Origin of the sequence: Alistipes sp. An116 (assembly GCF_002161005.1) — a bacterium.
GTDB classification, from domain to species: Bacteria; Bacteroidota; Bacteroidia; order Bacteroidales; family Rikenellaceae; genus Alistipes; species Alistipes megaguti.
This window is the reverse complement of sequence record NZ_NFLR01000005.1, coordinates 80,902-107,145: the sequence shown is the minus strand read 5'-3', so window position 1 is coordinate 107,145 and position 26,244 is coordinate 80,902. Positions and strand designations below refer to the sequence as shown.

22 protein-coding genes and 7 tRNA genes are annotated in these 26,244 nt (G+C 58.8%); 8 read left to right on the top strand and 21 right to left on the bottom strand.

Annotation, left to right across the window (positions count from 1 at the left end; all coding sequences use genetic code 11):
* Positions 1–26 precede the first annotated feature (26 nt).
* Entirely contained in the window at positions 27–209 is a 183-nt protein-coding gene (locus B5E60_RS13915) for a hypothetical protein (RefSeq protein ID WP_087309967.1), read from the top strand.
* On the opposite strand, the gene B5E60_RS14430 is transcribed toward B5E60_RS13915, so the two are convergent.
* The 3 genes from B5E60_RS14430 to B5E60_RS05040 all read right to left on the bottom strand — a co-directional run bounded on the left by B5E60_RS14430 (position 121) and on the right by B5E60_RS05040 (position 811).
* Positions 121–369: a phage integrase SAM-like domain-containing protein gene (locus B5E60_RS14430; RefSeq protein WP_143260666.1), complete on the bottom strand. Its 249-nt coding sequence runs from the start codon at positions 367–369 to the stop codon at positions 121–123. The genes B5E60_RS13915 and B5E60_RS14430 overlap by 89 nt on opposite strands.
* A 70-nt stretch (positions 370–439) precedes the next feature.
* On the bottom strand, positions 440–601 hold the full coding sequence (locus tag B5E60_RS14425; RefSeq protein WP_446697994.1) for an Arm DNA-binding domain-containing protein: 162 nt from the start codon (positions 599–601) through the stop codon (positions 440–442).
* A gap of 125 nt (positions 602–726) precedes the next feature.
* Positions 727–811: transfer RNA gene (locus B5E60_RS05040), tRNA-Ser, on the bottom strand.
* 138 nt (positions 812–949) lie between these two features.
* Here B5E60_RS05040 and B5E60_RS05035 point away from each other — a divergent pair.
* The 5 genes from B5E60_RS05035 (at position 950) to B5E60_RS05015 (ending at position 5,726) form a co-directional block, all read left to right on the top strand.
* Positions 950–1,234 (top strand): HU family DNA-binding protein, encoded by a 285-nt coding sequence (locus tag B5E60_RS05035; protein ID WP_262481268.1) that lies wholly within the window; start codon positions 950–952, stop codon positions 1,232–1,234.
* Between the two features lie 33 nt (positions 1,235–1,267).
* Positions 1,268–2,476, top strand: coding sequence for a pyridoxal phosphate-dependent aminotransferase (locus B5E60_RS05030; protein ID WP_087309963.1), 1,209 nt, complete (start codon positions 1,268–1,270; stop codon positions 2,474–2,476).
* A 352-nt stretch (positions 2,477–2,828) separates the two neighbouring features.
* Positions 2,829–4,310: an OmpP1/FadL family transporter gene (locus B5E60_RS05025; protein ID WP_087309961.1), complete on the top strand. Its 1,482-nt coding sequence runs from the start codon at positions 2,829–2,831 to the stop codon at positions 4,308–4,310.
* Positions 4,311–4,373: 63 nt separating this feature from the next.
* Positions 4,374–4,445 (top strand) — tRNA-Arg (locus B5E60_RS05020).
* Between the two features lie 78 nt (positions 4,446–4,523).
* Positions 4,524–5,726: an L-serine ammonia-lyase, iron-sulfur-dependent, subunit alpha gene (locus B5E60_RS05015; protein WP_087309959.1), complete on the top strand. Its 1,203-nt coding sequence runs from the start codon at positions 4,524–4,526 to the stop codon at positions 5,724–5,726.
* Positions 5,727–6,246: 520 nt separating this feature from the next.
* Here B5E60_RS05015 and rpoC read toward each other — a convergent pair.
* From rpoC to B5E60_RS04935, 16 genes are all read right to left on the bottom strand, one after another.
* Positions 6,247–10,515 (bottom strand): DNA-directed RNA polymerase subunit beta', encoded by a 4,269-nt coding sequence (gene rpoC, locus B5E60_RS05010; protein ID WP_087309957.1) that lies wholly within the window; start codon positions 10,513–10,515, stop codon positions 6,247–6,249.
* Positions 10,516–10,551: 36 nt separating this feature from the next.
* Positions 10,552–14,412 (bottom strand): DNA-directed RNA polymerase subunit beta, encoded by a 3,861-nt coding sequence (gene rpoB, locus B5E60_RS05005; protein ID WP_087309955.1) that lies wholly within the window; start codon positions 14,410–14,412, stop codon positions 10,552–10,554.
* A gap of 233 nt (positions 14,413–14,645) precedes the next feature.
* Positions 14,646–15,023 (bottom strand): 50S ribosomal protein L7/L12, encoded by a 378-nt coding sequence (gene rplL / locus B5E60_RS05000; RefSeq protein WP_087263043.1) that lies wholly within the window; start codon positions 15,021–15,023, stop codon positions 14,646–14,648.
* Between the two features lie 43 nt (positions 15,024–15,066).
* Positions 15,067–15,591, bottom strand: a complete 525-nt coding sequence (rplJ, locus tag B5E60_RS04995) for a 50S ribosomal protein L10 (RefSeq protein WP_087309953.1) — start codon at positions 15,589–15,591, stop codon at positions 15,067–15,069.
* A gap of 17 nt (positions 15,592–15,608) precedes the next feature.
* Complete coding sequence (gene rplA / locus B5E60_RS04990) at positions 15,609–16,307, bottom strand: 50S ribosomal protein L1 (protein WP_087309951.1); 699 nt, start codon at positions 16,305–16,307, stop codon at positions 15,609–15,611.
* Between the two features lie 12 nt (positions 16,308–16,319).
* Positions 16,320–16,760: a 50S ribosomal protein L11 gene (gene rplK / locus B5E60_RS04985; RefSeq protein ID WP_087309949.1), complete on the bottom strand. Its 441-nt coding sequence runs from the start codon at positions 16,758–16,760 to the stop codon at positions 16,320–16,322.
* A 16-nt stretch (positions 16,761–16,776) separates the two neighbouring features.
* Positions 16,777–17,337 (bottom strand): transcription termination/antitermination protein NusG, encoded by a 561-nt coding sequence (gene nusG, locus B5E60_RS04980; protein WP_087309947.1) that lies wholly within the window; start codon positions 17,335–17,337, stop codon positions 16,777–16,779.
* A gap of 17 nt (positions 17,338–17,354) precedes the next feature.
* Positions 17,355–17,552 carry a preprotein translocase subunit SecE gene (gene secE / locus B5E60_RS04975; RefSeq protein ID WP_087309945.1) on the bottom strand — a complete coding sequence of 66 codons (198 nt, stop codon included), beginning with the start codon at positions 17,550–17,552 and terminating at the stop codon, positions 17,355–17,357.
* 19 nt (positions 17,553–17,571) lie between these two features.
* Positions 17,572–17,645, bottom strand: a tRNA-Trp gene (locus B5E60_RS04970).
* Between the two features lie 54 nt (positions 17,646–17,699).
* Positions 17,700–18,887 carry an elongation factor Tu gene (gene tuf / locus B5E60_RS04965; protein ID WP_087309943.1) on the bottom strand — a complete coding sequence of 396 codons (1,188 nt, stop codon included), beginning with the start codon at positions 18,885–18,887 and terminating at the stop codon, positions 17,700–17,702.
* 131 nt (positions 18,888–19,018) lie between these two features.
* Positions 19,019–19,094 (bottom strand) — tRNA-Gly (locus B5E60_RS04960).
* A gap of 71 nt (positions 19,095–19,165) precedes the next feature.
* A tRNA-Tyr gene (locus B5E60_RS04955) sits at positions 19,166–19,248 on the bottom strand.
* A 92-nt stretch (positions 19,249–19,340) separates the two neighbouring features.
* Positions 19,341–19,414: transfer RNA gene (locus B5E60_RS04950), tRNA-Thr, on the bottom strand.
* 346 nt (positions 19,415–19,760) lie between these two features.
* A complete protein-coding gene (locus B5E60_RS04945; protein WP_232009159.1) occupies positions 19,761–20,675 on the bottom strand; it encodes a helix-turn-helix domain-containing protein in 915 nt (304 codons plus the stop codon).
* 138 nt (positions 20,676–20,813) lie between these two features.
* Complete coding sequence (locus B5E60_RS04940; protein ID WP_087309941.1) at positions 20,814–21,683, bottom strand: Cbp1 family collagen-binding glycoprotein adhesin; 870 nt, start codon at positions 21,681–21,683, stop codon at positions 20,814–20,816.
* 187 nt (positions 21,684–21,870) lie between these two features.
* On the bottom strand, positions 21,871–22,137 hold the full coding sequence (locus tag B5E60_RS04935; protein ID WP_019149403.1) for a type B 50S ribosomal protein L31: 267 nt from the start codon (positions 22,135–22,137) through the stop codon (positions 21,871–21,873).
* 189 nt (positions 22,138–22,326) lie between these two features.
* Here B5E60_RS04935 and B5E60_RS04930 point away from each other — a divergent pair.
* Positions 22,327–22,400 (top strand) — tRNA-Ile (locus B5E60_RS04930).
* A gap of 277 nt (positions 22,401–22,677) precedes the next feature.
* On the opposite strand, the gene B5E60_RS04925 is transcribed toward B5E60_RS04930, so the two are convergent.
* Both B5E60_RS04925 and B5E60_RS04920 read right to left on the bottom strand, forming a co-directional pair.
* The gene (locus tag B5E60_RS04925; protein ID WP_420534945.1) at positions 22,678–24,348 is read right to left on the bottom strand and encodes an AMP-binding protein; all 1,671 of its coding nucleotides are present in this window, start codon (positions 24,346–24,348) and stop codon (positions 22,678–22,680) included.
* A gap of 5 nt (positions 24,349–24,353) precedes the next feature.
* A complete protein-coding gene (locus B5E60_RS04920) occupies positions 24,354–24,911 on the bottom strand; it encodes a helix-turn-helix domain-containing protein (RefSeq protein WP_087309939.1) in 558 nt (185 codons plus the stop codon).
* Between the two features lie 480 nt (positions 24,912–25,391).
* Between B5E60_RS04920 and hisG the strand changes: the two genes are divergently transcribed.
* Positions 25,392–26,243, top strand: a complete 852-nt coding sequence (gene hisG, locus B5E60_RS04915; protein ID WP_087309938.1) for an ATP phosphoribosyltransferase — start codon at positions 25,392–25,394, stop codon at positions 26,241–26,243.
* Position 26,244 lies beyond the last annotated feature (1 nt).

The following is a 26,244-nucleotide window of genomic DNA, read 5'->3' as shown; positions in this document are numbered from 1 at the left end:
GAGACGTTCATACTCATCGTTTCGGCATGGAACTGTTGTTCATGGGAATTGGCCAGCAGAAAGGGTTCGAAGCTGGCCATGCACCGTTCGTGGCTCATGCGGCCTGCGGTATCGAACGGATCAAGCATCCGATTCCAGAAGAGCACCTCGGCCTGTCCGCGGTTGACTTTCTCCTCGTTGTAGCGGACAGCACCGCCGGACGGTCTTGAGAAAAAACTCGAAGTCCTCGATAAACTGATTCGTGACCTCATCCAGATAGCAATCCTCTTTCTGATAGTTCTTTTGCAGGAACTCCTCGGTCAGCCGCAGCGTGGTTTCGTAGCGGACCCCGTTGCCGGAGCGAGACTGATGCCCGACAGCTCCCTGCACTTTTCGTTGTGGGCACGAAAGACCTCCATCAGCGTGTGACGGTCCGACTGCTCCTTGCCCAGATAGCGGTTCAGAATGACAGGTTCAAATCCTTTCCGCCGCGGCTTTTTTTGATCGAGGCGTCAGCGCGTTCTCCGTTGATTATCAGACGCATAAATACGGGAGCTTCACCTTTTTTGTTGGTCTTGTCCCGCCGAATGTAAAACAACAGGCTGAATGTTGTCCTTTCCATAAGTACACCGAACAGGCCACAGGTAACCCGCTTCTCGTTGCCTTTTCTGCATTTTCAACCAAAATAAAAATCCCCGTAAATTCATTATTTACAGGGACTTGCTTTTATTTTCGGTATTATCTCAGCGGAAAGTGAGGGATTCGAACCCCCGGAACCTTGCGGTTCAACGGTTTTCAAGACCGCCGCGATCGACCACTCCGCCAACTTTCCAGCGACAAAAGTAGCACCGATTTTCCATTCTGCCAAATCTAAGCGGCGAATTTCTCCGCCACAATCCGGTCATTGCTCAAAATTCCAACGAAGTTTTTCACTTTCTGCAAAAAATACCTATCTTTGTCAACAGGTTGGATTAATCTCTTCACGTCTCAGGCCATGAACAAAGCCCAGTTTGTCGAGGCTGTTGCCCTCGACGCAAACCTCACGAAGGTCGAGGCCCGAAAGGCAATCGACGCCATGATCCGTGTCACGGTGCAAGCGCTCCGCGAGGGAGAACGGCTGACGCTGACCGGTCTGGGAAGTTTCAGCATCCAGCAGAAGGCCGAACGTGTGGGCCGCAACCCCCGCACGGGTGCCGCCGTCAAAATCCCGGCACGCAAGGTTATCCGCTTCCGGCCGGCCGTGGAGATCGAATGACCCGCCCCCCTCAAGTGACACCTTTTAAGAGACATGCCGCAAATTTCACATCGGGCCGTCGAGATGCCGGCCTCCCCGATACGCAAACTCGTGCCGCTGGCCGACGCCGCCCGCGCCCGGGGTATCAAGATCTATCACCTGAACATCGGACAACCCGACCTGCCCACCCCGCAGATCGGTCTCGATGCCCTGAAGCACATCGACCGCCGAGTCCTCGAATACAGCCCCAGCGACGGCTACCGTTCGCTGCGCGAAAAACTGGTCACCTATTACGACCAGTACCAGATCAAACTCTCGCCCGACGAAATCATCGTCACAACGGGAGGCTCCGAAGCCGTTCTGTTCGCCTTCATGTCGTGCCTCAATCCGGGCGACGAGATCATCGTCCCCGAACCGGCCTACGCCAACTACATGGCCTTCGCCATTTCGGCCGGTGCGGTGATCCGCCCCGTCGTCTCGTCGATCGAGACCGGATTTGCGCTGCCGCCGATCGAGGAGTTCGAGAAGCTGATCAACTCACGCACGCGTGGCATCCTGATCTGCAACCCGAACAACCCCACGGGGTACCTCTATACACGCCGTGAGATGAACCGCATCCGTGACATCGTCAAAAAGTATGACCTGTTCCTCTTCTCGGACGAAGTCTACCGCGAATTCATCTATACGGGGTCGCCTTACATCTCGGCCTGCCACCTCGAGGGGATCGAACAGAACGTCGTGCTGATTGACTCGGTGTCGAAACGCTACTCGGAGTGCGGCATCCGCATCGGCGCGCTGATCACCAAAAACCGCGAACTGCGTAATGCGGTGATGAAGTTCTGCCAGGCGCGCCTCTCGCCACCGCTCATCGGACAGATCATTGCCGAGGCCTCGATCGACGCCCCGCGGTCGTACAGCACCGAGGTCTACGAGGAGTATATCGAACGGCGGAAGTGTCTGATCGACGGTCTGAACCGTATTCCGGGCGTCTATTCGCCCATCCCGATGGGGGCCTTCTATACGGTAGCCCGCCTTCCGGTGGACGACAGCGACAAGTTCTGCGCCTGGTGTCTCGAGCACTTCGATTACGAGGGCGAGACGGTGATGATGGCCCCGGCCTCGGGATTCTATTCCGATCCCGGATGCGGCCGCAACGAGGTCCGCATCGCCTACGTATTGAAAAAGGAGGATCTCGAGCGCGCGCTCTTCATCCTGAGCAAAGCCCTCGATGCCTACAACAGCCGGCAGCAGGAGCAGCAATAGAGCGTCCGGCAGAGGACTCCCCGACTGAACGGAGTGAAGGATCCGGCCTTAAACGGCAAACGGAGTCCGAATGGAATGAAAGGAATCGACCTCCCGAAAGAGGTCGATTTTTTTGGGGGGGGGAGAAAAAAAATAGCAACCGTCTCCCCCACGACCGCTCCGACACCCGTACACCCGCCCCGCCTCCCCAGCAACCAATCTGACCGGCCAATTCGTCCAAACTTCTACCATATAGTCCAATTTATCCGAATTTCCGACCACAAAGTTTGGCCCGCGCGGATAGATTTCCTACATTTGCCCCCGATTTTGCGTGTCGCGACGACACGCCGAGTATGAACCAAACCAAAACGTCATGAAGAAAATTCTCCTTGCTCTGGCCTGCATGGCCATCGTTGCGGGCGCCCGCGCCGAAGGTTACCAGGTCAACAACATGTCGGCCCGACAGACCGGTATGGGACACGTGGGTACGGCCATGAAACTGAACTCGGAATCCATCTACTTCAACCCCGCCGCCACGGCCTTCCAGAAGAGCCGTTTCAACATCTCGGCCGGATTCACGGGCATCCTCTCCGACGTCACCTACCGTTCGCTCCCGACAAAGGACAATAACTATCAGATCGGTCCGGCCGAAACGTCGGACAACAAACTCTCGACTCCGCTGCACGTCTACTTCAACTACAAACCCACCGACCGGCTGGCTGTCGGACTGGGATTCTACACTCCGGACGGTTCGTCGATGAAGTGGAACGGAAACTGGTCCGGTTCGCACCTCATCCAGGAGATCAACCTCGCGGCCTACACCGTACAACCCACCGTCTCCTACAAGATCTGCGACCGGCTGTCGATCGGCGTGGGTCTGATGATTACGTGGGGTAACTTCGATCTCTCGCGCTCGCTCCTTTCGAAAAACACCCGGCAGGGAATCATCTCCGGGATGCTCGACCCGCAGATCAACAACATGAATCTGATCATCAACAACCCGATGGCAACCGCCGAACAGATCCAACAGGCTCAGGCGGCTCTCCAGATGCTGCAGAACGGCAAGGGATACCTCGAGAGCACGATGGATCAGTCGATCGTGGCGGCCCGCCTCGAAGGCTCGGCCAACGTGGCCGTGGGCGTGAACGCCGGTATTCTGTGGGACATCACCGACCAGTGGTCCGTGGCCATGAGCTACCGCTCGCGCATGAACATGAAGGTCAACAGCGGACACGCCACCATGAACATCGATCCGACGGCCGCCGCCCTGATCCAGCAGCTCGGTCAGCTGAGCCCCGGCACGGAGCTGATTCCGGCCCTCGACAAGGGGACGTTCCGCACCGAACTGCCGCTGCCGACGACCGTGACGTGGGGCGTATCGTTCCGCCCGACCAAGCGCTGGGAACTGGCCGTCGATCTGCAGTGGGTCGGCTGGTCGGCCTACAAGGATCTGAACGTCTCGTTCAACGAGAAGGAGCTCGGGATCAAGGACATCTACTCCGTAAAGAACTACTCGAATACGCTGGCGTTCCGCTTCGGCGGTCAGTATCGGGCGACGGATTTCCTCACGGCCCGCATGGGTATGTACGTCGACGAGAGCCCCGTGAGCAGCGACTACCTCAATCCCGAAACCCCCTCGATGACCAAGGTGGCCTATACGGCGGGTCTGAGCCTGCAGCCGACGCGCTTCATGTCGGTCGATCTGGCCTACTGCTACGTCTCCTCGGCCGACCCCGAACGGACGGGCTCCTACCCCGTCTACGGCTACACGAGCGGTTCGCTCGAGGAGGTCTTCTCGGGCAATTACAAGCTTCACGCCCATGTATTCTCCGTGGGAGTGAGATTCAGTTTCTGAAAACGGAAAAAATTGCTACCTTTGTGGCGCATGCTCTCACCGGGTATGCGCCACATGGTTGAAGGCTCCATAGTTCAAGGGATAGAACGAGGGTTTCCTAAACCCTAAATTCGCGTTCGAGTCGCGGTGGAGCTACACGCCGGGAGCGGATCGAAAAGATTCGCTCTTTTTTTGGATTTTTGCGTATCTTTGCCCCATCCAGAAGCCAAAAAAATGGAATCGCTCAAAGAACTCTATAAGATCGGGAACGGCCCCTCGAGCAGCCACACGATGGGCCCCAAACGGGCTGCCGAACGTTTCGTGGACCGCTGCCGCGAGGTCGACGCCTATCGTGTCACCCTCTACGGATCGCTGGCCGCCACGGGCAAGGGCCACCTTACGGATGTCGCCATCTGCTCGGTGCTGAATCCCGTGGCCCCGACCGAAATCGTCTGGCGGCCCGACATCGTCCTGCCGTTCCACCCCAACGGAATGCTCTTCGAAGGGCTCCGTCAGGGGAAGGTCGTCGATTCGTGGACCATCTACAGCATCGGCGGCGGAGCGCTGGCCAACGAAACCTCCCGGCTCGAGGTCCCGAAGAGCGTCTACCCGCTGACCACCATCTCGGAGATCAAGGAGTGGTGCTACCGCGAGGGAAAAACCTACTGGGAGTATGTCGACGACTGCGAGGGCCCCGAGATCTGGGACTACCTCGACACGATCTGGACCTCGATGTGCGAAACGATCCGCCGCGGTCTGAACAACGACGGCGTGCTGCCCGGCGGACTGAAGGTGGCCCGCAAGGCCGCCACCTACTTCGTCAAATCGAAGAGCTACGCCGATTCACTCTCCTCGCGAGCCAAGATCTACGCCTATGCGCTGGCCACCTCCGAGGAGAACGCCTCGGGCGGTGTGGTGGTGACGGCTCCGACGTGCGGTTCGAGCGGCGTGGTGCCGGCCGTACTCTACCACCTGGCTACCTCGCGCGACTTCCTGCGCATCCGCATCCTGCGGGCCCTGGCCACCGCCGGTCTGTTCGGCAACGTCGCCAAGACCAATTCGTCGATCTCCGGGGCCGAGGTCGGTTGTCAGGGTGAAGTCGGTGTGGCCTGCGCCATGGCTGCCGCCGCGGCCTGCCAGCTCTTCGGCGGAACCCCCTCGCAGATCGAGTATGCCGCCGAGATGGGACTCGAACACCATCTGGGACTGACGTGCGATCCGGTCTGCGGACTGGTGCAGGTCCCCTGTATCGAGCGCAACGCCATCGCCGCAGCCCGGGCATTGGATGCCAATATCTACGCCACACTCTCGGACGGGGCCCATCTGGTCTCCTACGACAAGGTCGTGAAGGTGATGGCCGAAACGGGCCACGACCTGCCAAGCCTCTACCGCGAGACCTCCGAGGGCGGTCTGGCCCGCAACTACGACCGGAAATAGCCGTCTGCCGGCCCTGCCCTCCGGACCCGACCCGCCACTGCCCTCCACCGACAGCCCCGCCACCCCACACCAACCGGCCTCGGTTAGGCCCATCCTGCTCCAAGGATTCGAGCGCTCCGCCGACAGCCCCGCCGCCCGCATGAGTCACTCCCTGCCCCGGCAAAACCTGCCGTGCGGCAACCGCTCTTACCCGGCGGAACTCCAATCGGGCCGCCGGATCGTCCCGCAGCACCAACAGCCCGCGGCGGATCCGCGACAGCCTTCCGACACGCGGTCACCCCTCCGGCGGCTCCGATATCAATGCCTCACCCGGCAGACCGCATCTCCACCCATCCGCACATCCATCCTCCGTTCAACCTCCTCCCACTCCACCCGTCTTCCACACAACACCACACAAAAAAGCCTCCTCCCGATATCGGGAAGAGGCTTTTTTCTCGATTCGTCCGAACCGAACTCCCCAAGCGGCAGGTTCTTTTTTTTCCCCCCCCCGCCCGAGAGATCGCGGCTCGGAACCGGTTTGCTACTGAGCCTGCGACTGCTGCTTGAGCGTCTCCAGGTCGGCCTTGGCGCCGACAACCAGGTCGTCGTACTCGCGGAGACCCGTACCGCCGGGGATCAGGTGACCGCAGATGACGTTCTCCTTCAGATTCTCCAGCGGATCGACCTTGGCCTGGATGGCAGCCTCGTTGAGGACCTTCGTGGTCTCCTGGAACGATGCCGCGGAGATGAAGCTCGAGGTCTGCAGGGCCGCGCGGGTGATACCCTGCAGCACCTGAGTCGACGTGGCCGGTACGATGTCGCGCACCTGAACCGGACGCAGATCGCGGCGCTTGAGGCTCGAGTTCTCGTCACGCAGCTTGCGCAGCGAGACGATCTGACCCGGCTGCAGCGTCGTGGAGTCGCCGGCATCCGTCACAACCACCTTGTCGTAGAGTTCGTCGTTCACGTCCATGAACTCCCACTTGTCGACCACCTGGTCCTCGAAGAAGCGCGTATCGCCCGGATCCTCGATCTTGACCTTCGACATCATCTGACGGACGATCACCTCGAAGTGCTTGTCGTTGATCTTCACACCCTGCATGCGGTAGACCTCCTGCACCTCGTTGACGATGTACTCCTGTACCTTCGTCGGGCCGAGGATGTTGAGGATGTCGCTCGGCGTGATGGCGCCGTCCGACAGCGGGCTGCCCGCCTTGACGTAGTCGTTCTCCTGAACGATGATCTGACGCGACAGCGGTACCAGGTAACGTTTCACATCGCCCTGTTTCGAGGTGATGATGATCTCACGGTTGCCGCGCTTGATCTTGCCGAACGTAACCTCACCGTCGATCTCCGAAACGATGGCCGGATTCGACGGGTTGCGGGCCTCGAAGAGCTCCGTAACACGCGGCAGACCTCCGGTGATATCGCCTCCCGACTTGCCCACGGCACGCGGGATCTTGATCAGAATATCGCCCGCCTTGATCTTGGCGTTGTCCTTGATGACGATGTGGGCCGATACGGGCAGGTTGTACTGCTTGACCTCCTCGCCCTCCTTGTTCTGGATCTTGATGACCGGGTTCTTGGTCTTGTCCTTGGACTCGATGACCACCTTCTCCGAAAGGCCTGTCTGCTCGTCACGCTCGTCGCGGTAGGTGACACCCTCGATGATGTTCTCGTAGACGGCGCGACCCTCGTACTCCGAGATGATCACGGCGTTGTAGGGATCCCACTCGCAGATCAGATCGCCCTTCTTGACCTCGGCACCATCCTCCATGTAGAGCGTGGCACCGTAGGGCAGGTTGTGCGTATAGAGGACGATTTCGGTCTTCGGGTCGACGATGCGGAACTCCGACTGACGCGAGATGACGATGTTGATCGTCTCTCCGGCGGCGTTCTTGCCCTTGACCGTACGCAGCTCGTCGATCTCCAGACGACCCTCGTATTTCGAGATGACGTTGGTCTCGACGGCCGTACCGCCGGCCACACCACCGACGTGGAACGTACGCAGCGTCAGCTGGGTACCCGGCTCGCCGATCGACTGGGCGGCAATCACGCCGACCACCTCGCCCTTCTGGACCATGCGGGCCGTAGCCAGATTGCGGCCGTAGCACTTGGCGCAGACGCCGTGGCGCGATTCGCAGGTCAGCACCGAACGGATCTCCACCGACTCCAGCGGCGACTTCTCGATGGCCTCGGCAATCGGTTCGGTGATCTCCTCACCGGCCTTGCACAGCACCTCGCCCGTCAGCGGGTGGATCACGTCGTTCAGGGCCACACGTCCCAGAATGCGGTCGTAGAGCGTCTGCACGACGTCGTCGTTGCGCTTGATGGCCGTAGCCGTCAGACCGCGCAGCGTGCCGCAATCCTCCTCGTTGATGATCACGTCCTGGGCCACATCGACCAGACGACGCGTCAGATAACCGGCGTCGGCCGTCTTCAGGGCCGTATCGGCCAGACCCTTACGGGCACCGTGCGTCGAGATGAAGTACTCCAGCACCGAAAGACCCTCCTTGAAGTTCGAGAGAATCGGGTTCTCGATGACCTGCTGACCGCCCTCGACACCCGACTTCTGCGGCTTGGCCATCAGGCCTCGCATACCGCTCAGCTGACGGATCTGCTCCTTCGAACCACGGGCTCCCGAGTCGAGCATCATGTAGACCGGGTTGAAACCGTCGTCATCCTTGATCAGCGTATCGATCACCGCCTTCGTCAGCTTGGTGTTGATGTTCGTCCAGACGTCGATGATCTGGTTGTAACGCTCGTTGTTGGTGATCAGACCCATGTTGTAGTCCTCCATGATGGCGTCGGCGCGCTCGTAACCCTCCTGGACGAGCTTCTCCTTCTCCTCGGGGATGATCACGGCATCGAGGTTGAACGACAGACCGCCCTGGAAGGCCATCTTGTAACCCATGTTCTTGATGTCGTCGAGGAAGTTGGCCACCTTGTCGGCACCGGCCTTCTTCATCACCACGGCGATGATGTCACGCAGCGAACGCTTCGTGAGCACTTCGTTGATATATCCTACCTCCTTCGGCACGACCTGGTTGAAGAGGATGCGGCCGATGGTGGTCTCCTTCAGTACGCGGACCGGATTGCCCTGCTCGTCCAGATCGTCGACCAGACACTTCACGATGGCGTGCAGATCGGCGCGCTTTTCGTTGTAGGCGATGATCGCCTCCTCGGGGCCGTAGAAGACCTGGCCCTCACCCTTGACACCCTTGCGGGGCTTGGTGATGTAGTACAGACCGAGGACCATATCCTGCGACGGCACCGTAATAGGAGCACCGTTGGCGGGGTTCAGGACGTTGTGCGAACCGAGCATCAGCAGCTGGGCCTCCAGGATGGCGGCGTTGCCCAGCGGCAGGTGGACGGCCATCTGGTCACCGTCGAAGTCGGCGTTGAAGGCCGTACATGCCAGCGGGTGCAGCTGCATGGCCTTGCCCTCGATCAGTTTGGGCTGGAAGGCCTGGATACCCAGACGGTGCAGCGTCGGGGCGCGGTTCATCAGCACCGGGTGGCCCTTGATGACATTCTCCAGAATGCCCCAGATCACCGGATCCTTGCGGTCGATGATCTTCTTGGCCGACTTCACCGTCTTGACGATTCCGCGCTCGATCAGCTTGCGGATCACGAACGGCTTGTAGAGCTCGGCGGCCATATCCTTCGGAATACCCATCTCGTGCATCTTCAGCTCGGGGCCGACGACGATCACCGAACGGGCCGAGTAGTCGACACGCTTACCGAGAAGGTTCTGACGGAAGCGGCCCTGCTTGCCCTTGAGCGAGTCCGAAAGCGACTTGAGCGGACGGTTCGACTCGTTCTTCACGGCGTTGGACTTGCGCGAGTTGTCGAACAGCGAGTCGACGGCCTCCTGCAGCATGCGCTTCTCGTTGCGCAGAATCACCTCCGGGGCCTTGATCTCGATCAGACGCTTCAGACGGTTGTTGCGGATGATGACACGACGGTAGAGGTCGTTCAAATCCGACGTGGCGAAACGTCCGCCATCCAGCGGCACCAGCGGGCGCAGCTCGGGCGGGATCACCGGAATGACGCTCAACACCATCCATTCGGGCTTGTTCTTGCCCTTCGAGGCGCGGAACGACTCGATGACGTTCAGGCACTTCAACGCCTCGGACTTACGCTGCTGCGAGGTCTCGGTCGAGGCCTTGTGACGCAGGGCGTACGACATCGAGTCGAGGTCGACCTGCTTCAGAAGCGTATAGATGGCCTCGGCACCCATCTGGGCGACGAACTTGTTGGGGTCCGAATCGTCCAGCGACTGGTTGCCCTTCGGCAGGGCGGCCAGCACGTCGAGATACTCCTTCTCCGAAAGGGTGGCCAGACGCTCGATGCCCTGCTCCGAAGCGGCTCCCGGGTTGATCACCACGTAACGCTCGTAGTAGATGATCGCCTCGAGCTTCTTCGACGGGATGCCCAGCAGATAACCGATCTTCGACGGCAGCGAGCGGAAATACCAGATGTGAACCACCGGCACCACGAGCGAGATGTGACCCATGCGCTCGCGACGTACCTTCTTCTCGGTGACCTCGACGCCGCAGCGGTCGCAGACGATACCCTTGTAACGGATGCGCTTGTACTTACCGCAGTGGCACTCGTAATCCTTCACCGGGCCGAAGATCCGTTCGCAGAACAGACCGTCGCGCTCGGGCTTGTAGGTCCGGTAGTTAATGGTTTCGGGCTTCAGCACCTCGCCGCTCGACTGGGCCAGGATCTCCTCCGGGGAGGCCAGACCGATCGAGATGCGGCTGTAACCATTATTCGGTTTATTGTCTTTGATATTTGGCATATCTGTTTTCGTTTATCTTATCCTCTTAAACAAACCTTACTCGAGTTTCACCGAGAGAGCCAGACCGCGCAGCTCGTGCAGCAGGACGTTCATGGCCTCCGGAATACCGGGTTTGGGCAGATTCTCGCCCTTGACGATGGCCTCGTAAGCCTTGGCGCGGCCCGTGACGTCGTCGGACTTGATGGTCAGGATCTCCTGCAGGATGTTGGCGGCGCCGAATCCCTCGAGCGCCCAGACCTCCATCTCTCCGAAACGCTGGCCGCCGAACTGTGCCTTACCGCCCAGCGGCTGCTGCGTGATGAGCGAGTAGGGACCGATCGAACGGGCGTGCATCTTGTCGTCGATCATGTGGCCCAGTTTGAGCATGTAGGTCACGCCCACCGTAGCCGGCTGGTCGAAGCGCTCGCCCGTGCCGCCGTCGTAGAGGTACGTACGGCCGCTGTGGGGCAGACCGGCCTGCGCCGTGTAGTCGTTGATCTGCTCAAGCGAGGCGCCGTCGAAGATCGGCGTAGCGAACTTCACGCCCAGCTCGCGGCCGGCCCAGCCGAGCACGGCCTCGTAGATCTGACCCAGGTTCATTCGCGAAGGCACGCCCAGCGGGTTCAGACAGATGTCGACGATCGTTCCGTCCTCGAGGAACGGCATGTCCTCGTCGCGCACGATCTTGGCCACGATACCCTTGTTACCGTGACGTCCGGCCATCTTGTCACCCACCTTCAGCTTACGCTTCTTGGCGATGTAGACCTTGGCCATCTGGATGACGCCCGTCTGGGGCAGTTCGTCGCCGTTGGTGAAGTTGTACTTCTCACGCTTGATGGCGGCATCGGCCTTCTTCCACTCGATCGTATAGTTGTTGACCGTGGCCTCGATCAGCGAATCGACATGCGCATCGCCGGTCCAGTTGCACGATCCGAGGTTCAGATAACCCATCTCCACACCGGTCTTCTCGTCCGAGGACTTGCGGGCGATCTCCTCGAACATCTTCTGCGAGAATTTCGTGCCGGCCGGGTAGAGCTCCACGCCGTAATAGTCGGTAATGCCCGTGGTGGTCTTGCCCTGGAGCAGCGTCCACAACTTGCCGACCAGACGCTTGGTCAGTTCCGAAACTTCGGCTGCGAACTTCTCGTCGAGTTTATCCAGCTGGGCCTTTTCGGCGCTCTTGCTCTTCTTGCCGTCCTTGTTGGCGCGGCTGTAGAGCTTCGTGTCGATCACCACGCCGTGCAGCGAGGGCTGGGCCTTGAGCGAAGCATCCTTCACATCGCCGGCCTTGTCGCCGAAGATCGCACGCAGCAGCTTCTCCTCGGGCGAAGGATCGCTCTCGCCCTTCGGGGTGATCTTGCCGATGAGGATGTCTCCCGGGTGGATGTTGGCGCCCACGCGGACGATACCGTTGGCATCCAGGTCCTTCGTGGCATCCTCCGAGACGTTCGGGATGTCCGACGTCAGCTCCTCGACACCGCGCTTCGTATCGCGCACCTCCATGATATACTCGTCGACGTGTACCGACGTGAAGATATCCTCACGCTGGATACGCTCCGAGATCACGATGGCATCCTCGAAGTTGTAACCCTTCCAGGGCATGTAGGCCACCTTCAGGTTGCGGCCCAGGGCCAGTTCGCCGTTCTGCGTCGAGTAACCTTCGGTGATGATCTGACCCTTGGTCACATGGTCGCCCGTCAGCACCGTAGGCTTGAGCGTCACCGAGGTATTCTGGTTCGTACGGCGGTAGCGCGGCAGTTCGTAGGTCGTGATCTCCGGCGCGAACGACACGAGGATCTCGTCCTCCGTACGCTCGTAGCGGATCTGGATCTTCGTCGCATCGGCGAAGACCACCTCGCCGTCGCCTTCGGCAACGATCTGGATGCGGCTGTCCGGAATCATGTCCTTCTCGATACCCGTGCCGACGATCGGGGCTTCGCACGTCACCAGGGGCACGGCCTGGCGCATCATGTTCGATCCCATCAGGGCACGGTTGGCGTCGTCGTGCTCCAGGAAGGGGATCAGGCTGGCGGCGATCGAGGCGATCTGGTTCGGGGCCACGTCCATGAGGTTGATCTCGTTGGCCGTCACTACCGGGAAGTCGGCACCCTCACGCGCCTTCACGCGGTCGGGCTGCAGGAACGAACCGTCGTCACCGAGCGGCACGTTCGACTGGGCCACGATCTTGCCCTCCTCCTCCTCGGCCGAATAGTAGCGGATGTGGGAGTTGTCCAGATCGACCTTTCCGTTCTCGACCGTGCGGTAGGGCGTCTCGATGAAGCCCATGGGCGAGATGCGCGCATAAACGCACAGCGACGAGATCAGACCGATGTTCGGGCCTTCCGGCGACTCGATCGGGCAGAGACGTCCGTAGTGGGTGTAGTGCACGTCGCGGACCTCGAAACCGGCGCGGTCACGCGACAGACCGCCGGGACCCAGGGCCGACAGACGGCGCTTGTGGGTGATTTCGGCCAGCGGGTTGATCTGGTCCATGAACTGCGAGAGCTGCGAGGTGCCGAAGAAGGAGTTGATCACCGACGAGAGGGTCTTGGCGTTGATCAGGTCCACCGGCGTGAAGACCTCGTTGTCGCGCACGTTCATCCGTTCGCGGATCGTCCGTGCCATGCGCACGAAGCCCACCGAGAACTGGTTCGAGAGCTGCTCGCCGACCGTACGCACGCGACGGTTCGACAGGTGGTCGATATCGTCGACGTCGGCCTTCGAGTTGATCAGCTGGATCAGGTATTTGATGATGGCGATGATGTCCTCGCGCGTCAACGTACGGATCGCCGGGTCGATGTCCAGACCCAGCTTCTTGTTGATGCGGTAGCGGCCCACGTCGCCCAGGTCGTAGCGCTTGTCCGAGAAGAAGAGCTTCTCGATCACGTCGCGGGCCGTGGCCTCATCGGGCGGCTCCGAGGCGCGCAACTGCCTGTATATGTAAACCACAGCCTCCTTTTCGGAGTTGCAAGGGTCTTTCTGAAGGGTGTTGTAGATGATCGAGAAGTCGATGCCCGACTGGTTCTCCTTGTGCAGCAGAATGGTCTTGGCGCCGCTTTCGATGATCTTGTCGATGTCCTCCTCCTGGAGCACCGTCTCGCGGTCGACGATCACGTTGTTACGCTCGATCGAGACCACCTCGCCGGTATCCTCGTCGACGAAGTCCTCGACCCAGGTCGAGAGCACGCGTGCAGCCAGCTTGCGGCCTACGGCCTTCTTCAGGTTGGCCTTCGTGACCTTCACTTCGTCGGCCAGGTCGAAGATCTCGAGGATCTGCTGGTCGGCCTCATAGCCGATGGCGCGCAGCAGCGTCGTGACGGGCAGCTTCTTCTTGCGGTCGATGTAGGCGTACATCACGTTGTTGATGTCCGTGGCGAACTCGATCCACGAACCCTTGAACGGAATGATACGCGCCGAATAGAGCTTCGTACCGTTGGTGTGCATGCTCTGCCCGAAGAAGACACCGGGCGAACGGTGCAGCTGCGAGACAATGACGCGCTCGGCACCGTTGATGACGAACGTACCGCGCTCGGTCATGTAGGGGATCGTACCGAAATAGACGTCCTGGACTACGACGCCGAAATCCTCGTGCTCATCGTCCGTGCAGTAGAGTTTCAGTTTTGCCTTGAGGGGCACGCTGTATGTGAGTCCGCGCTCGAGACACTCCTCGATCGAGTAGCGGGGCGGGTCGATATAGTAGTCGATAAACTCCAGAACGAAGTTGTTCCGGGTATCCGTAATGGGGAAATTTTCCTGAAAGACCTTGTAGAGTCCCTCGTTCTTACGGTTTTCGGCCGTGGTGTCCATCTGGAAAAAGTCCCGGAATGATTTAAGCTGAACCTCCAGCAGATCCGGATACGGAACCCGGTTCTTGACCGTGGAAAAGCTAATTCTCTGTTGTGTTTTTGCTGCGGACATCGTAAAATCCAAATTAGTTGACTTGTAATGGGTTACGCTCCCCAAAATGTGCGGGTATTATCCCGGCAATGCTCCCGACGAAGGGCAATCCGCGCCCCGGGAGCATTCATCCGCCAAAGACTGGACACAGCTCCTACTCGGCACTTCCAGTCTTTAGACCAAGAAAAGGCATAGAGCCTACACAGTGGTAAGCCCTATACCTGTTCGTGTGTTATGCGGCTTAAGCAGCAATGCTACTTGAGCTCAACTTCAGCACCTGCCTCCTCGAGCTGGCCCTTGATCTGCTCAGCCTCTTCCTTGGAAACACCCTCCTTCACGGCCTTCGGAGCACCGTCAACGAGTGCCTTTGCATCGCCCAGCGACAGGCCTGCGATGTCCTTAACGGCCTTGATTACCTGGAGTTTGGCCTGGCCGGCGTTCTTCAGGATCACGTCGAAAGTCGACTTCTCGGCAGCAGCGGCCTCACCGGCACCTGCAGCGGGAGCTGCAACGGCAACAGCGGCAGCAGCCGGCTCAATGCCATACTCCTCCTTGAGGATCTGAGCGAGTTCGTTAACCTCGGTAACCTTCAGGTTTACCAGTTCTTCAGCGAGTTTCTTTACGTCTGCCATAATAGTAAGCTTATTAATTTGTTTTTGATTCTTGTTTGTGAAATTAGTTGTTTCTCGATTCGAGCGTCTTCACGAGGCCCGCAATCTTTTGGCCTGCATTAGCCTGCAATGCAGAAATAACATTCTTGGCCGGGGACTGAAGCAGGGCGATAACGTCTGCGATAAGTTCCTCCTTGCTCTTGATGTTGCAGAGGGCGTCCAGCTTGTCGTCGCCGATGTAGACGCATCCCTCGGCGAAAGCGGCCTTCAGGACGGGTTTCTCGGACTTCTTGCGGAACTCCTTGATCAGCACCGCCGGGGCTTTGGCCACATTGGCGAACATGATCGAGGTAGGACCCTCCAATACTTTTACCAGATCAGCATCGGCCTTCTCCACCTTCTCGAGGGCTTTGCCCAGGAGCGTGTTCTTGACGACCACCAGCTTCACATCGCTCTCGAAGCACTTGCGGCGCAGGGCAGCGGTCTGCTCGGCGTTGAGCGACTCGATGTCGGCGATGTAGAAGTGAGGATAAGCCTGGAGCTGCTCGGCGAGGCTGTTGATTACAACCAGTTTTTCTTCCTTAGTCATCTCTGTTATCCTCCCTGTTATTTGGTTTCTACTGATTTGGCATCAATCTGCACGCCGGGGCTCATCGTGGTCGAGAGATAGATACTCTTCACATAAGAACCTTTGGCAGCGGCCGGCTTGAGCTTGATGATCGTGTTGAGCACCTCCTTGGCGTTTTCGACGATCTGCTCGGCCGTGAACGAGATCTTGCCTACCGTGGTGTGGATGATACCGAACTTGTCGACCTTAAAGTCGATCTTGCCGGCCTTCACCTCGCTGACGGCTTTTCCGACCTCCATCGTCACCGTACCGGTCTTGGGGTTCGGCATCAGGCCGCGCGGACCGAGGATACGGCCCAGGGCTCCCACCTTACCCATCACATTGGGAGTACAGATGATCACGTCAACGTCGGTCCAACCACCCTTGATCTTGTCGACGAACTCGTCCAGACCTACGAAATCGGCTCCGGCAGCCTTTGCCTCAGCCTCCTTCTCGGGGGAGCAGAGCACCAGCACGCGAACGGTCTTGCCCGTACCGTGAGGCAGCGTCACCACGCCGCGGACCATCTGATTGGCCTTGCGGGGGTCTACACCCAGACGAACGTCGATATCAACGGAAGCATCGAATTTCGTGAACGTAATTTCCTTCAGAAGAGCGGCGGCCTCGGGCAGTTTGTAAGCCTTGCGGGCTTCCACCTTTGCGTAGGCGATCTTTTGATTTTTTGTCAACTTACTCATCTTCTTCTGTCATTACAAGTTAGGAAATTCTCCGACGACACTGATACCCATACTGCGAGCGGTACCGGCTACCATGCGCATAGCGGATTCCAGCGTAAAGCAGTTCATGTCGGCCATCTTGTCCTGAGCGATCTCGCGGACCTGATCCCAGGTGACCTGAGCGACCTTCGTCCGGTTGGGCTGAGCCGAACCGCTCTTGATCTTGGCAGCTTCCTTCAGCTGGACGGCTACGGGCGGCTGTTTTACAACGAACTCGAAAGACTTGTCGCTGTAAACGGTGATGATCACCGGCAGGACCTTGCCCGCCTTGTCCTGCGTACGCGCGTTGAATTGCTTGCAGAAGTCCATGATATTGACTCCCTTGGAACCCAACGCGGGACCAACCGGGGGCGAAGGATTGGCGGCACCACCTTTGATCTGCAATTTAATAAATGCAGCAACCTCTTTTGCCATAGTTTTCCTTGGTTAATTATTCTTTTTCAACTTGTGTGAAACCCAACTCCATAGGAGTTTTGCGCCCGAATATCTTCACCGATACCGTGAGTTTCTTGCGCTCGTTGTCGACTGCCTCGATAGTACCTTGGAAGCTCGAGAAAGGACCGTCCGTAACCTTGACGGTCTCGCCGACAAAGAATGGTATTTCGTTTTCCTCCTCCATGGCGTTCATTTCGTCGACGCGACCGAGGATGCGGGCCACCTCCTGTGGACGGAGAGGGGTTGCATTCATCTTCCGGCTGTCCTCCTTGGTATCGCCCAGGAAACCCAGCACATTGGGAGTATTACGAATCAGAATGGGAATCTGTCCTACGAAGGCTGCCTCCACCAACACGTAACCCGGGTAAGAAACCTTCTCCTTGGAGACCTTCTTACCGTTGCGGATCGTATAGACCTTCTCGGTGGGGATCAGCACCTGGGAAATATAGTCCTCGAGGTGGTTGTGGCGAACTTCGGCTTCGATGTACTCTTTGACCTTCGCCTCCTTGCCGCCAATGGCACGGACTACATACCACTGTTTCTTAATCTCGCTCATTTTCTAACGACAGGCTATTAACGACCGAGATTTCCCAGGGTCTTGTAGATAACGGCCATGAGGTTCTCGAACGTAAGGTCCATGGCCAGCACGACAATAGCGAAGATGACCGAAGCCACCATCACGACGATCGTTGAGCTCTGGAGCTGCGGGAACGTGGGCCACGTCACCTTGTGGACAAGCTCGTTGTAGGACTCTTTAAAGTAGTTGAACATAACTCTTTCGTTTGCTTTCTGGCAGGAGCAGAGAGATTCGAACTCCCATCAACGGTTTTGGAGACCGCTATTCTACCCTTGAACTATGCTCCTAAGAAGAGGCGGTGCGGTGAGCACCGCCTCCGTAATATCGGGGATAGATCCTTGTTACTTGAGAATCTTCAGGATCTGACCGGCACCTACCGTACGGCCACCCTCGCGGATTGCGAAACGCAGACCCTCGTTCAGGGCTACCGGGTAGATCAGCTTCACGGTGATCGTTACGTGGTCGCCAGGCATTACCATGTCGACTCCGGCGGGCAGGTGAACCTCACCCGTTACGTCCATCGTACGCAGATAGAACTGGGGACGGTAGTTGTTGTGGAACGGCGTGTGACGGCCACCCTCCTCTTTCTTCAGGATGTAGACCTCAGCCTCGAACTCCGTGTGCGGGGTGATCGAACCCGGCTTGGCAACGACCATACCACGCTTTACCTCCTTCTTGTCGATACCGCGGAGCAGCAGACCTACGTTGTCGCCGGCCTCGCCCTCGTCGAGCAGCTTGCGGAACATCTCCACGCCGGTGCAGGTCGACGTCAGCGTCTTCTCCTCCAGACCGATGATCTCAACGGGGTCACCCACGTGGATAACGCCTGTCTCGATACGGCCCGTTACTACGGTACCACGACCCGTGATCGAGAATACGTCCTCGATAGGCATCAGGAAGGGCTTCTCGTTGTCACGCTGCGGCAGCGGAATGTAGTTGTCTACGGCATCCATCAGCTCCATGATCTTCTCCTCCCATTTGGGCTCGCCATTGAGGGCACCCAGGGCCGAACCACGGATTACGGGGGCGTTGTCGCCGTCGTAGTCGTACTTCGACAGAAGGTCACGAACCTCCATTTCAACCAGGTCGAGCATCTCGGGGTCGTCCACCATGTCGCACTTGTTCAGGAAGACAACGATCTTCGGCACGTTCACCTGACGGGCGAGCAGCACGTGCTCGTTGGTCTGGGGCATCGGGCCGTCGGTAGCGGCTACAACCAGGATGGCACCGTCCATCTGAGCGGCACCCGTTACCATGTTCTTCACATAGTCGGCGTGTCCCGGGCAGTCTACGTGAGCGTAGTGACGCTTTGCGGTCTGGTACTCAACGTGTGCGGTGTTGATCGTGATACCACGCTCTTTCTCCTCGGGGGCGTTGTCGATCGAGTCGAACGAACGGAGCTCCGAAAGACCCTGCTTTGCCAGAACGGTCGTGATAGCGGCCGTAAGGGTAGTCTTACCGTGGTCAACGTGACCGATGGTACCGATGTTCACGTGCGGTTTCGACCGGTCGAATTTTTCTTTTGCCATAGTATTAAGTATTTTAAAGTATTGTTAAAAATTACTTCCAGTTTTAAAATTCATCCTTATTCCGCAGAACAAGCGGGCGACACAAACCTCCGGTCCTCGAACCGGATTTTTGCATCACACGCTGCTTGCGTTGGAGCGGAAGACGAGGCTCAAACTCGCGACCCTCAGCTTGGAAGGCTGATGCTCTATCAACTGAGCTACTTCCGCAAAAATATCCCGTATCGGAGTGGCCTTGCCGCATGCAGCCGGACGGAGCTCCAATCGGTTTTCCTGTAGAGTGGGAAGTGATGGATTCGAACCACCGAAGGCGTACGCCAGCAGATTTACAGTCTGCCCCATTTGGCCACTCTGGTAACTTCCCAAGTTTTTCGCTTTCGCGATGTAAAACCGAGCCTCAGTAACCTGCCCCACTCCGGATCTCCTGTCCGGCGAGGCTCCTCGGATCGGCTTCCGAGCCGATGGAGGGATTCGAACCCACGACCAGCTGATTACAAATCAGCTGCTCTGGCCAACTGAGCTACATCGGCAATTATTTACCGTTTTGGATTGCAAAGGTAGGCATAAAAAATTTATCGACCAAATATTTCGTTGACAAATTTTTTACTTTTTCACTCTTCTCAAAGAACGGCGCCCATGCGTCTGTGGTACGGGGGCGAAATCGGGTGCAAAGATAGGAAAAGTTTTGGATAACGCAACACGTTCGGCAAAAAATATCGTCTTCAAAGGAAAACTCTTTGTCCCGCCCGCCGCCCGAAGAAGAATCCGCCCCGGCGTAGCGTCTCCGGCACAAGCGCCCGGCCGCCTCCATATCCGACGGCCTCCGCAACCGACAAACGCCTCACCCGGAGGCGGCAGCACGCGGCCCCCGCCGCATCACTTGCTGTGCACCGAACTGATCAACTGCGCCGGAGTGGCCTGCAGATAGTTTTTGCAGAAACGGCTGAACTGCGTGTAGTGGCGGAAGCCGTACTTTTTCATCAGCGCCTTGGTGCTGTCCTCCCCGTCGCGGATATCGGCGTAGATCTTCTGGGCCTTCTGCGACATCATCCAGTGATAGACGCTGTCGTTGAAGTGTTCGGCGAAGCGGCGCTTGAAGACCGACAGGCTCATGCCGGCCAGGGCGGCAAGTTCCGTAACGCCCTGCGCCTTTTCGTAGTTGTTGCAGATGAAGAGGCGGAAATTGTCGCGCGGCTGCACCAGCGCCTGGAAGAAATAGGCGTGTTCGGTCGGCGTATAGAGCACCTTGATCATCATGAAAAGCTCGGAGGTCTTCATGCGGTGGTAGCGGACACAGCCGACCATCTGGGGGATGGCGAAGAACGAGACGAGCAACTGCTCGATGGCCGGATGGATCGAGAGGATGGGGGCCGCTTCGGCAGGGATCTTCGAATCGGAGGGCGGGAGACGGTTGAAGAAGTCCTGTTCGCAGAACTCGATGCGATGCACGAGCGAGAGGACCACCACGCGGGTCTCGACATCCTGAGCCGTGGCGACGATCTGTTCGTTGCGGGCCAGGCAGACGCACTGTTTCGAGGTGACGAGCCGCAGCATGTCGGCGCCCTGCTGCAGACGGAGCGATCCGGAGAGGACGAAGAGGATCCGCACGATCCGATCGGCGGGGAAGGTCACGCCGTCACCGACGGCGAACGTAAGTTGCGAGAACCGGCAGTATGAGGAGTCACCGACGCGCCGGAAGGGCGCCGGAAAGGTAGGACAACTACTACAATCCGCAGAACAATTCTCCTTCAGGTCCGGCTCCACAAACTGCGGTTTGGTTTGATAATCCATACACGAGTGAAGTTTCGACAAAATTACAAAAAAAGTCCGGAAAAGCAAATGAAAAGACCGCCGGCACAATAGAAAAGGTCCGTCCCCGACGGGGGACGGACCTTTTCAGAGAGGCTCACGAAGGGATCGGCCGCGACGCTACCTGTAGCTTACGATGAGCACCCTGGACGATTCCCAGAAGCGGCCCGGATCGGTAATGAGAAGCTTCTCGACGCTCTTGTCGGCCGCCGTGACCAGTTCATACGAATCCTCGGGGTGGGACGAGACGACCGTCACGCGTTTCTGGCCGATGGGGATCTCGGTGAGCAGCCGCGAATCGGCCACCGTGAAGCTGTCGAGGTTCGACATGTCGCCGACGGTCAGTGTCCGGCCGATGAAGCCCTCCTTGTTGATGATCTGGGCATCGCGCAGCTCCTTCTCCGAGCCGACGATGTAGTAGACGGTGTTGAGCTGGTTCTGGAGTTCGACCTTTTCGCCGCTGAGGCTCTCGACACGCGCATCGCGCTGGGCAACCTCTTCGGTGAGCGTCTGCACCTCGACACCCATCCGGGCGAGATTCTCGCGCAGCTGCTCGATTTCGAAACTCTTCCGGGCGAGCTGGCCGTTCAGATCGGCGATCATCTTTTCGAGGGCGTCGATGCGCAGATTGGCCTTGCGCAGCTGAGCGGCCGTACGCTGCAGTGAAGCGATCTTGGCCTTGTTCTCCTGCAGCAGGCGGTCGATGGCCGCGATATCGTTGTTGATCTCCTCGACGGGGCGGCGGGCGCCGTCGGAGGGTTCGGAGACGGTGATCAGATTTTCACGCGACTTGATCAGGGCGAGGTTTTCCGAGATGGCGTTGATATCGGAAAAGACGACATTGATGAGCGAATCCTTCTGGCCGACCACCACGGAGAGCGAGTCGCGCTGGTTTTCGGCCTGAAGAGCGACCTGCCGGCTGACGCAGGAGGTCGAGGCTGCCGCAACGAGGAGCGCGGCCACGACCATCATTTTGAATCCGTTTTTCATGACACACAACAAATTAAGACTTGCAATCAATCCTGTTTGCCTTCGGCCGCAAATATAAGTATAAAACAACAACGTTGTAGCGAAAAAACAACACCCCCGACCCGAAAAAAAGCGGTGATTTACACAAAAAAAAGACGGGCCGCATCTGCGATGCAGCCCGTAAGCGGTAAATGCCGACAGCGACGATTTACTTGGCGTTTTTCTTATCGTAGCGTTTTGCGTAGCGGCTCATAAACTTATCGACGCGACCGGCGGTGTCAACCAACTTCATCTTGCCCGTATAGAACGGGTGCGAGGTGTTGGAGATTTCCATCTTATACACGGGATAGGTTTCGCCGTTCACTTCGATGGTCTCTTTTGTCGAAACGGCGGACCGGCACAAAAACACGTGGTCGTTGGACATGTCCTTGAACGCCACTAAACGATAATTTTCCGGATGGATACCCTTTTTCATTTCGTTGTTTTTGTTAATAATTAGTGCTTAAGCGGGACAAAGGTACGAATTAATTTGCAAGAAACAAGCGCCGGGACAAATTTTTTCGCATCGGCAGCCGGCTGCGGGGTTGCGGAATCCGGATTGTTTTTCTATCTTTGTCGTCGCAAAGCGCGGAAGATCCTCTGCGGAGGTATCCAAAACGCCCCGGGGCCCATAGCTCAGTCGGTCAGAGCAGCGGACTCATAATCCGAAGGTCGTGGGATCATGCCCCTCTGGGCCCACCTGCCGGGCGGATTGCCCGATACCGGACAATTCGCCGGAAACGAAAAAGGACTGTCTCGCGAGACAGTCCTTTTTTCATGCTTCAACCGGCCGAACGGGCGAACGACCAACAGGCAAGAAGAGGTGCCGTTTCCGACGGGAACTCAACAGCCGTTCAAGCCTACCCCGCCCTCCGGATCCGGATCGAACGGCCGGGCGCCTCCTTTTCCACACGACACCCGGCGGCAAATCTTCACACGGCCGGCGGACAAGCACGCTCCCGTCACGCGGAATGGATCACCCCTTTTTGGAGGCGTCGTCGCGGCGAATCTCCGTCCGACGGATCTTGCCGCTGATGGTCTTGGGCAGCGCCTCGACGAACTCGATCACGCGCGGATACTTGTAGGGGGCCGTGACGCGCTTGACATGGTCCTGCAGCTCCTTGACCAGCGCGGCACCGGCCCGTTCGCGCCATTCGGCCGCCAGGACGATCGTCGCCTTGACCACCTGCCCGCGGATCTCGTCCGGAACGCCCGTGATGGCACACTCGACGACAGCCGGGTGGGTCATCAGCGCACTCTCAACCTCGAAGGGGCCGATGCGGTAGCCCGAACTCTTGATCACGTCGTCGGCCCGTCCGACAAACCAGTAGTAACCGTCCTCGTCGCGCCAGGCCACGTCGCCCGTGTAGTAGACGCCGTCGTGCCACGCTTCGCGCGTGCGCTCCTCGCTGCGGTAGTACTCCTTGAAGAGGCCGAGGGGCTTTCCGCCGTCGGTGCGGATGATGATCTGCCCCTGCTCACCGTCCTCGGCCGAACGGCCGTCCGGCGTCAGCAGGTCGATCCTATACTGCGGATTGGGGACGCCCATGCTGCCGGGCTTGGGCTCCATCCAGGGGAAGGTACCCAGCGTCAGCGTCGTCTCAGTCTGGCCGAAACCCTCCATCAGCCGGATGCCGGTCTGGGCAAGGAACGTGTCGTAGACCGAACCGTTGAGCGCCTCGCCCGCCGTGGTGCAGTACTCCAACGACGAGAGGTCGAAACGCGACAGATCCTCGCGGATCAGGAAGCGGTAGATCGTCGGAGGGGCGCACAACGAGGTGATCCGGTACTGTTCAATCTTGTGCAGGATGTCGGCCGGCGTGAACTTTTCGTGGTCATAGACGAAGAGCGTGGCGCCGGCGAACCACTGCCCGTAAAGTTTTCCCCAGGCGGCCTTGGCCCACCCCGTATCGGCGATCGTCAGGTGGAGGCTCCCCTCGTGGAGGTTGTGCCAGTAGCGGGCCGTGACGATGTGTCCCAGCGGATAGGTGAAGTCGTGCGCCACCATCTTCGGCTCGCCGGTGGTTCCCGAGGTGAAGTACATGAGCATGATGTCGTCGTTGTCGTTCGGGTGTTCGGGGCGCACGAAGGGGGCGGCCTCTTCGATGCCGCGATGGAAATCGAGGAAACCCTCGGGCACCTCGGGACCGACACTCACCAGGGCCCGCACCGTGGGACTCTCGGGCATGGCGGCGGCGATGTGGTCGGTGATGACCCGCTCGCCGGCCGCGACGATGGCCCGGATCGAGGCCGTGTTGCAGCGATAGACGACATCCTTTTTCGTCAGCAGGTGGGTGGCCGGGATCACCACGGCGCCCAACTTGTGGAGGGCCAGCACCGAGAGCCAGAACTCATAGCGGCGCTTGAGAATCAGCATCACGGGGTCGCCCCTGCCGATGCCGAGGCTCCGGAACCAGGAGGCCGTACGGTCGCTTTCGCGCTTGAGGTCGGCGAAGGTGAAGCGGGCCACATGATCCTTGTCGTCGGTCCAGAGCATGGCCAGCTGGTCGGGAGCTTCGGCGGCATAGCGGTCGACGACGTCATAGGCAAAATTGAAATGCTCGGGCACCCGGATATGCAGGTGCTCGCGAAACTCCTCCTGCGAGGAGAAGTCGGTCCGAGACAGATAACGATCTACCAGATTCATACCTCTTATAATATAATGGCCAGAAAACGGACCGTCCTGCCGTCGAGCGCCTTCATGCCGTGGGGCAGCGAGGAGTCGAAATAGAGACTGTCTCCGGGATTGAGTTCGATTTGCCGGCCGTCGAGCTCGATGAGCAGGCGGCCTTCGAGTACGTAGTTCATCTCCTGTCCGGGGTGGGTGTTCAGGTGCATCGGGGCATCGGCCGGAGCCGGTTCGACGGTCACGATGAAGGGGTCGATCCGCCGGTCGCGGAATCCGGCGGCCAGCGCCTCATAGCGGTAGGCCTTGCGGCGTTCGACCGCCACGCCACGCCCGGCGCGGGTGATGAAATAGGAGTTCATGCGGGGCTCCTCGCCGAACATCAGCACGTCGAGCGGGATGCCGTAGCGGCGGGAGATGGTCTGCAACAGGTTGACCGAGATGTCGGAATGCCCGCTTTCGAGGGCCCGATACTCGTCGAGGGAGATGCGGCAGCTGTCGGCCACCTCCTGCTCCGACAATTCGAGAACTTCGCGCAGCCCGCGCAGACGGGTTGCGATCGACAGAATGGGGTCGTCACACATGGCGTTTCGTTTTTAGGATGAGAGCGCCGCCCTAACCTTGCGGCGATCTCCCGTAAAGATATGAAAAATTTTTCAAAACTCCCCCACTCCTCCGCAAAACTTCCAGAGAAATAGACACTTTTCGGCCGTCAGGCGGCAAGGGACACAGCATTCCCAGCCGCCGTGCGCGGCACAAAACGGATGAAAAATTTGGATTTTCGGATCGGAATCACTATATTTGTCCTCAACAATCCGAAACAGCATGCTGCAGTTTATCCATATCCATCATCATCACCGCCACGAAATCCCGGGGGCAGGCGATCATGTATGGAACAACCGCAGAACGACAGACCGATAAACGGTCCGAAAGAGAGATAACGAACCATACCGATACATGAAGCTCACCCCTTGCGGGTGGGCTTTTTTCGTATCAGGCCACACGGAGGAGGGGGAGAGGGGGGGGAAAAAAAAAAAAACAGGACAATCAAAACCACACGAAACATGTTGCGAATAGCCATCCAGGCCAAGGGCCGACTCAACGAACAGAGCACCAGCCTGCTTGCCGAAGCGGGCATCCAGGTTGCCGAAAGCAAGCGCAAACTCATCTCGCGGGCCGAAGGATTCCCGCTCGAAGTGCTCTATCTGCGCGACGACGACATCCCGCAGGCCGTGGCGATGGGCGTCGCCGATCTGGGGATCGTAGGGCTGAACGAAGTAGCCGAAAAGGGCTTCCGCGTCGAACAGCTCATGGATCTCGGATTCGGCGGGTGCCGCCTCTCGCTGGCCGTCCCGAAGGGGACCGACTACCCGGGTCCGGAGTACTTCCGGGGCCGGCGCATCGCTACCTCCTATCCGAACATCCTCATGCGCTACTTCGCCGAACGGGACATCGAAGCCGAGATTCACCGCATCGAGGGTTCGGTCGAGATCGCCCCGGCGGTGGGGATGTCCGACGCCATCTTCGACATCGTCTCCTCGGGCGGTACGCTCATCTCAAACGGACTGACCGAGGTCGAGAAGGTCTTCTTCTCGGAGGCGGTGCTGATCGCCTGCCCGAATCTCGGACCCGACAAGCGGCGCGAAACCGAGCAGCTGACCTTCCGTTTCAACTCGATCCTCGAGAGCCGCGGCATGAAGTACGTGCTGATGAATCTGCCCGAAGAGCGGCTCGAGGAGGCGATCCGCATCCTGCCGGGGATGCGCAGCCCGACGGTGCTGCCGCTGGCCCAGGAGGGGTGGTGCTCGATCCACGCCGTGCTGGCACAGGAGCAGCTCTGGGAGCGCATCGAACAGTTGAAGAAGATCGGCGCCGAAGGCATTCTTGTGCTGGCGCTCGAAAACATGATCCGTTGAA

Excerpts from the sequence above, each read along its gene's own strand:
- secE (WP_087309945.1), bottom strand. The coding sequence starts at position 17,552 with ATGTTCAACTACTTTAAAGAGTCCTACAACGAGCTTGTCCACAAGGTG.
- B5E60_RS13915 (WP_087309967.1), top strand. The coding sequence starts at position 27 with ATGGAACTGTTGTTCATGGGAATTGGCCAGCAGAAAGGGTTCGAAGCT.
- rplJ (WP_087309953.1), bottom strand. The coding sequence starts at position 15,591 with ATGACTAAGGAAGAAAAACTGGTTGTAATCAACAGCCTCGCCGAGCAG.
- B5E60_RS04945 (WP_232009159.1), bottom strand. The coding sequence starts at position 20,675 with ATGGATTATCAAACCAAACCGCAGTTTGTGGAGCCGGACCTGAAGGAG.
- nusG (WP_087309947.1), bottom strand. The coding sequence starts at position 17,337 with ATGAGCGAGATTAAGAAACAGTGGTATGTAGTCCGTGCCATTGGCGGC.
- hisG (WP_087309938.1), top strand. The coding sequence starts at position 25,392 with ATGTTGCGAATAGCCATCCAGGCCAAGGGCCGACTCAACGAACAGAGC.
- B5E60_RS05030 (WP_087309963.1), top strand. The coding sequence starts at position 1,268 with ATGCCGCAAATTTCACATCGGGCCGTCGAGATGCCGGCCTCCCCGATA.
- rplA (WP_087309951.1), bottom strand. The coding sequence starts at position 16,307 with ATGAGTAAGTTGACAAAAAATCAAAAGATCGCCTACGCAAAGGTGGAA.
- rplL (WP_087263043.1), bottom strand. The coding sequence starts at position 15,023 with ATGGCAGACGTAAAGAAACTCGCTGAAGAACTGGTAAACCTGAAGGTT.
- rplK (WP_087309949.1), bottom strand. The coding sequence starts at position 16,760 with ATGGCAAAAGAGGTTGCTGCATTTATTAAATTGCAGATCAAAGGTGGT.
- B5E60_RS04940 (WP_087309941.1), bottom strand. The coding sequence starts at position 21,683 with ATGAAAAACGGATTCAAAATGATGGTCGTGGCCGCGCTCCTCGTTGCG.
- tuf (WP_087309943.1), bottom strand. The coding sequence starts at position 18,887 with ATGGCAAAAGAAAAATTCGACCGGTCGAAACCGCACGTGAACATCGGT.
- rpoC (WP_087309957.1), bottom strand. The coding sequence starts at position 10,515 with ATGCCAAATATCAAAGACAATAAACCGAATAATGGTTACAGCCGCATC.
- B5E60_RS04920 (WP_087309939.1), bottom strand. The coding sequence starts at position 24,911 with ATGTGTGACGACCCCATTCTGTCGATCGCAACCCGTCTGCGCGGGCTG.
- B5E60_RS05025 (WP_087309961.1), top strand. The coding sequence starts at position 2,829 with ATGAAGAAAATTCTCCTTGCTCTGGCCTGCATGGCCATCGTTGCGGGC.
- B5E60_RS05015 (WP_087309959.1), top strand. The coding sequence starts at position 4,524 with ATGGAATCGCTCAAAGAACTCTATAAGATCGGGAACGGCCCCTCGAGC.
- rpoB (WP_087309955.1), bottom strand. The coding sequence starts at position 14,412 with ATGTCCGCAGCAAAAACACAACAGAGAATTAGCTTTTCCACGGTCAAG.
- B5E60_RS14425 (WP_446697994.1), bottom strand. The coding sequence starts at position 601 with ATGGAAAGGACAACATTCAGCCTGTTGTTTTACATTCGGCGGGACAAG.
- B5E60_RS04925 (WP_420534945.1), bottom strand. The coding sequence starts at position 24,348 with ATGAATCTGGTAGATCGTTATCTGTCTCGGACCGACTTCTCCTCGCAG.
- B5E60_RS04935 (WP_019149403.1), bottom strand. The coding sequence starts at position 22,137 with ATGAAAAAGGGTATCCATCCGGAAAATTATCGTTTAGTGGCGTTCAAG.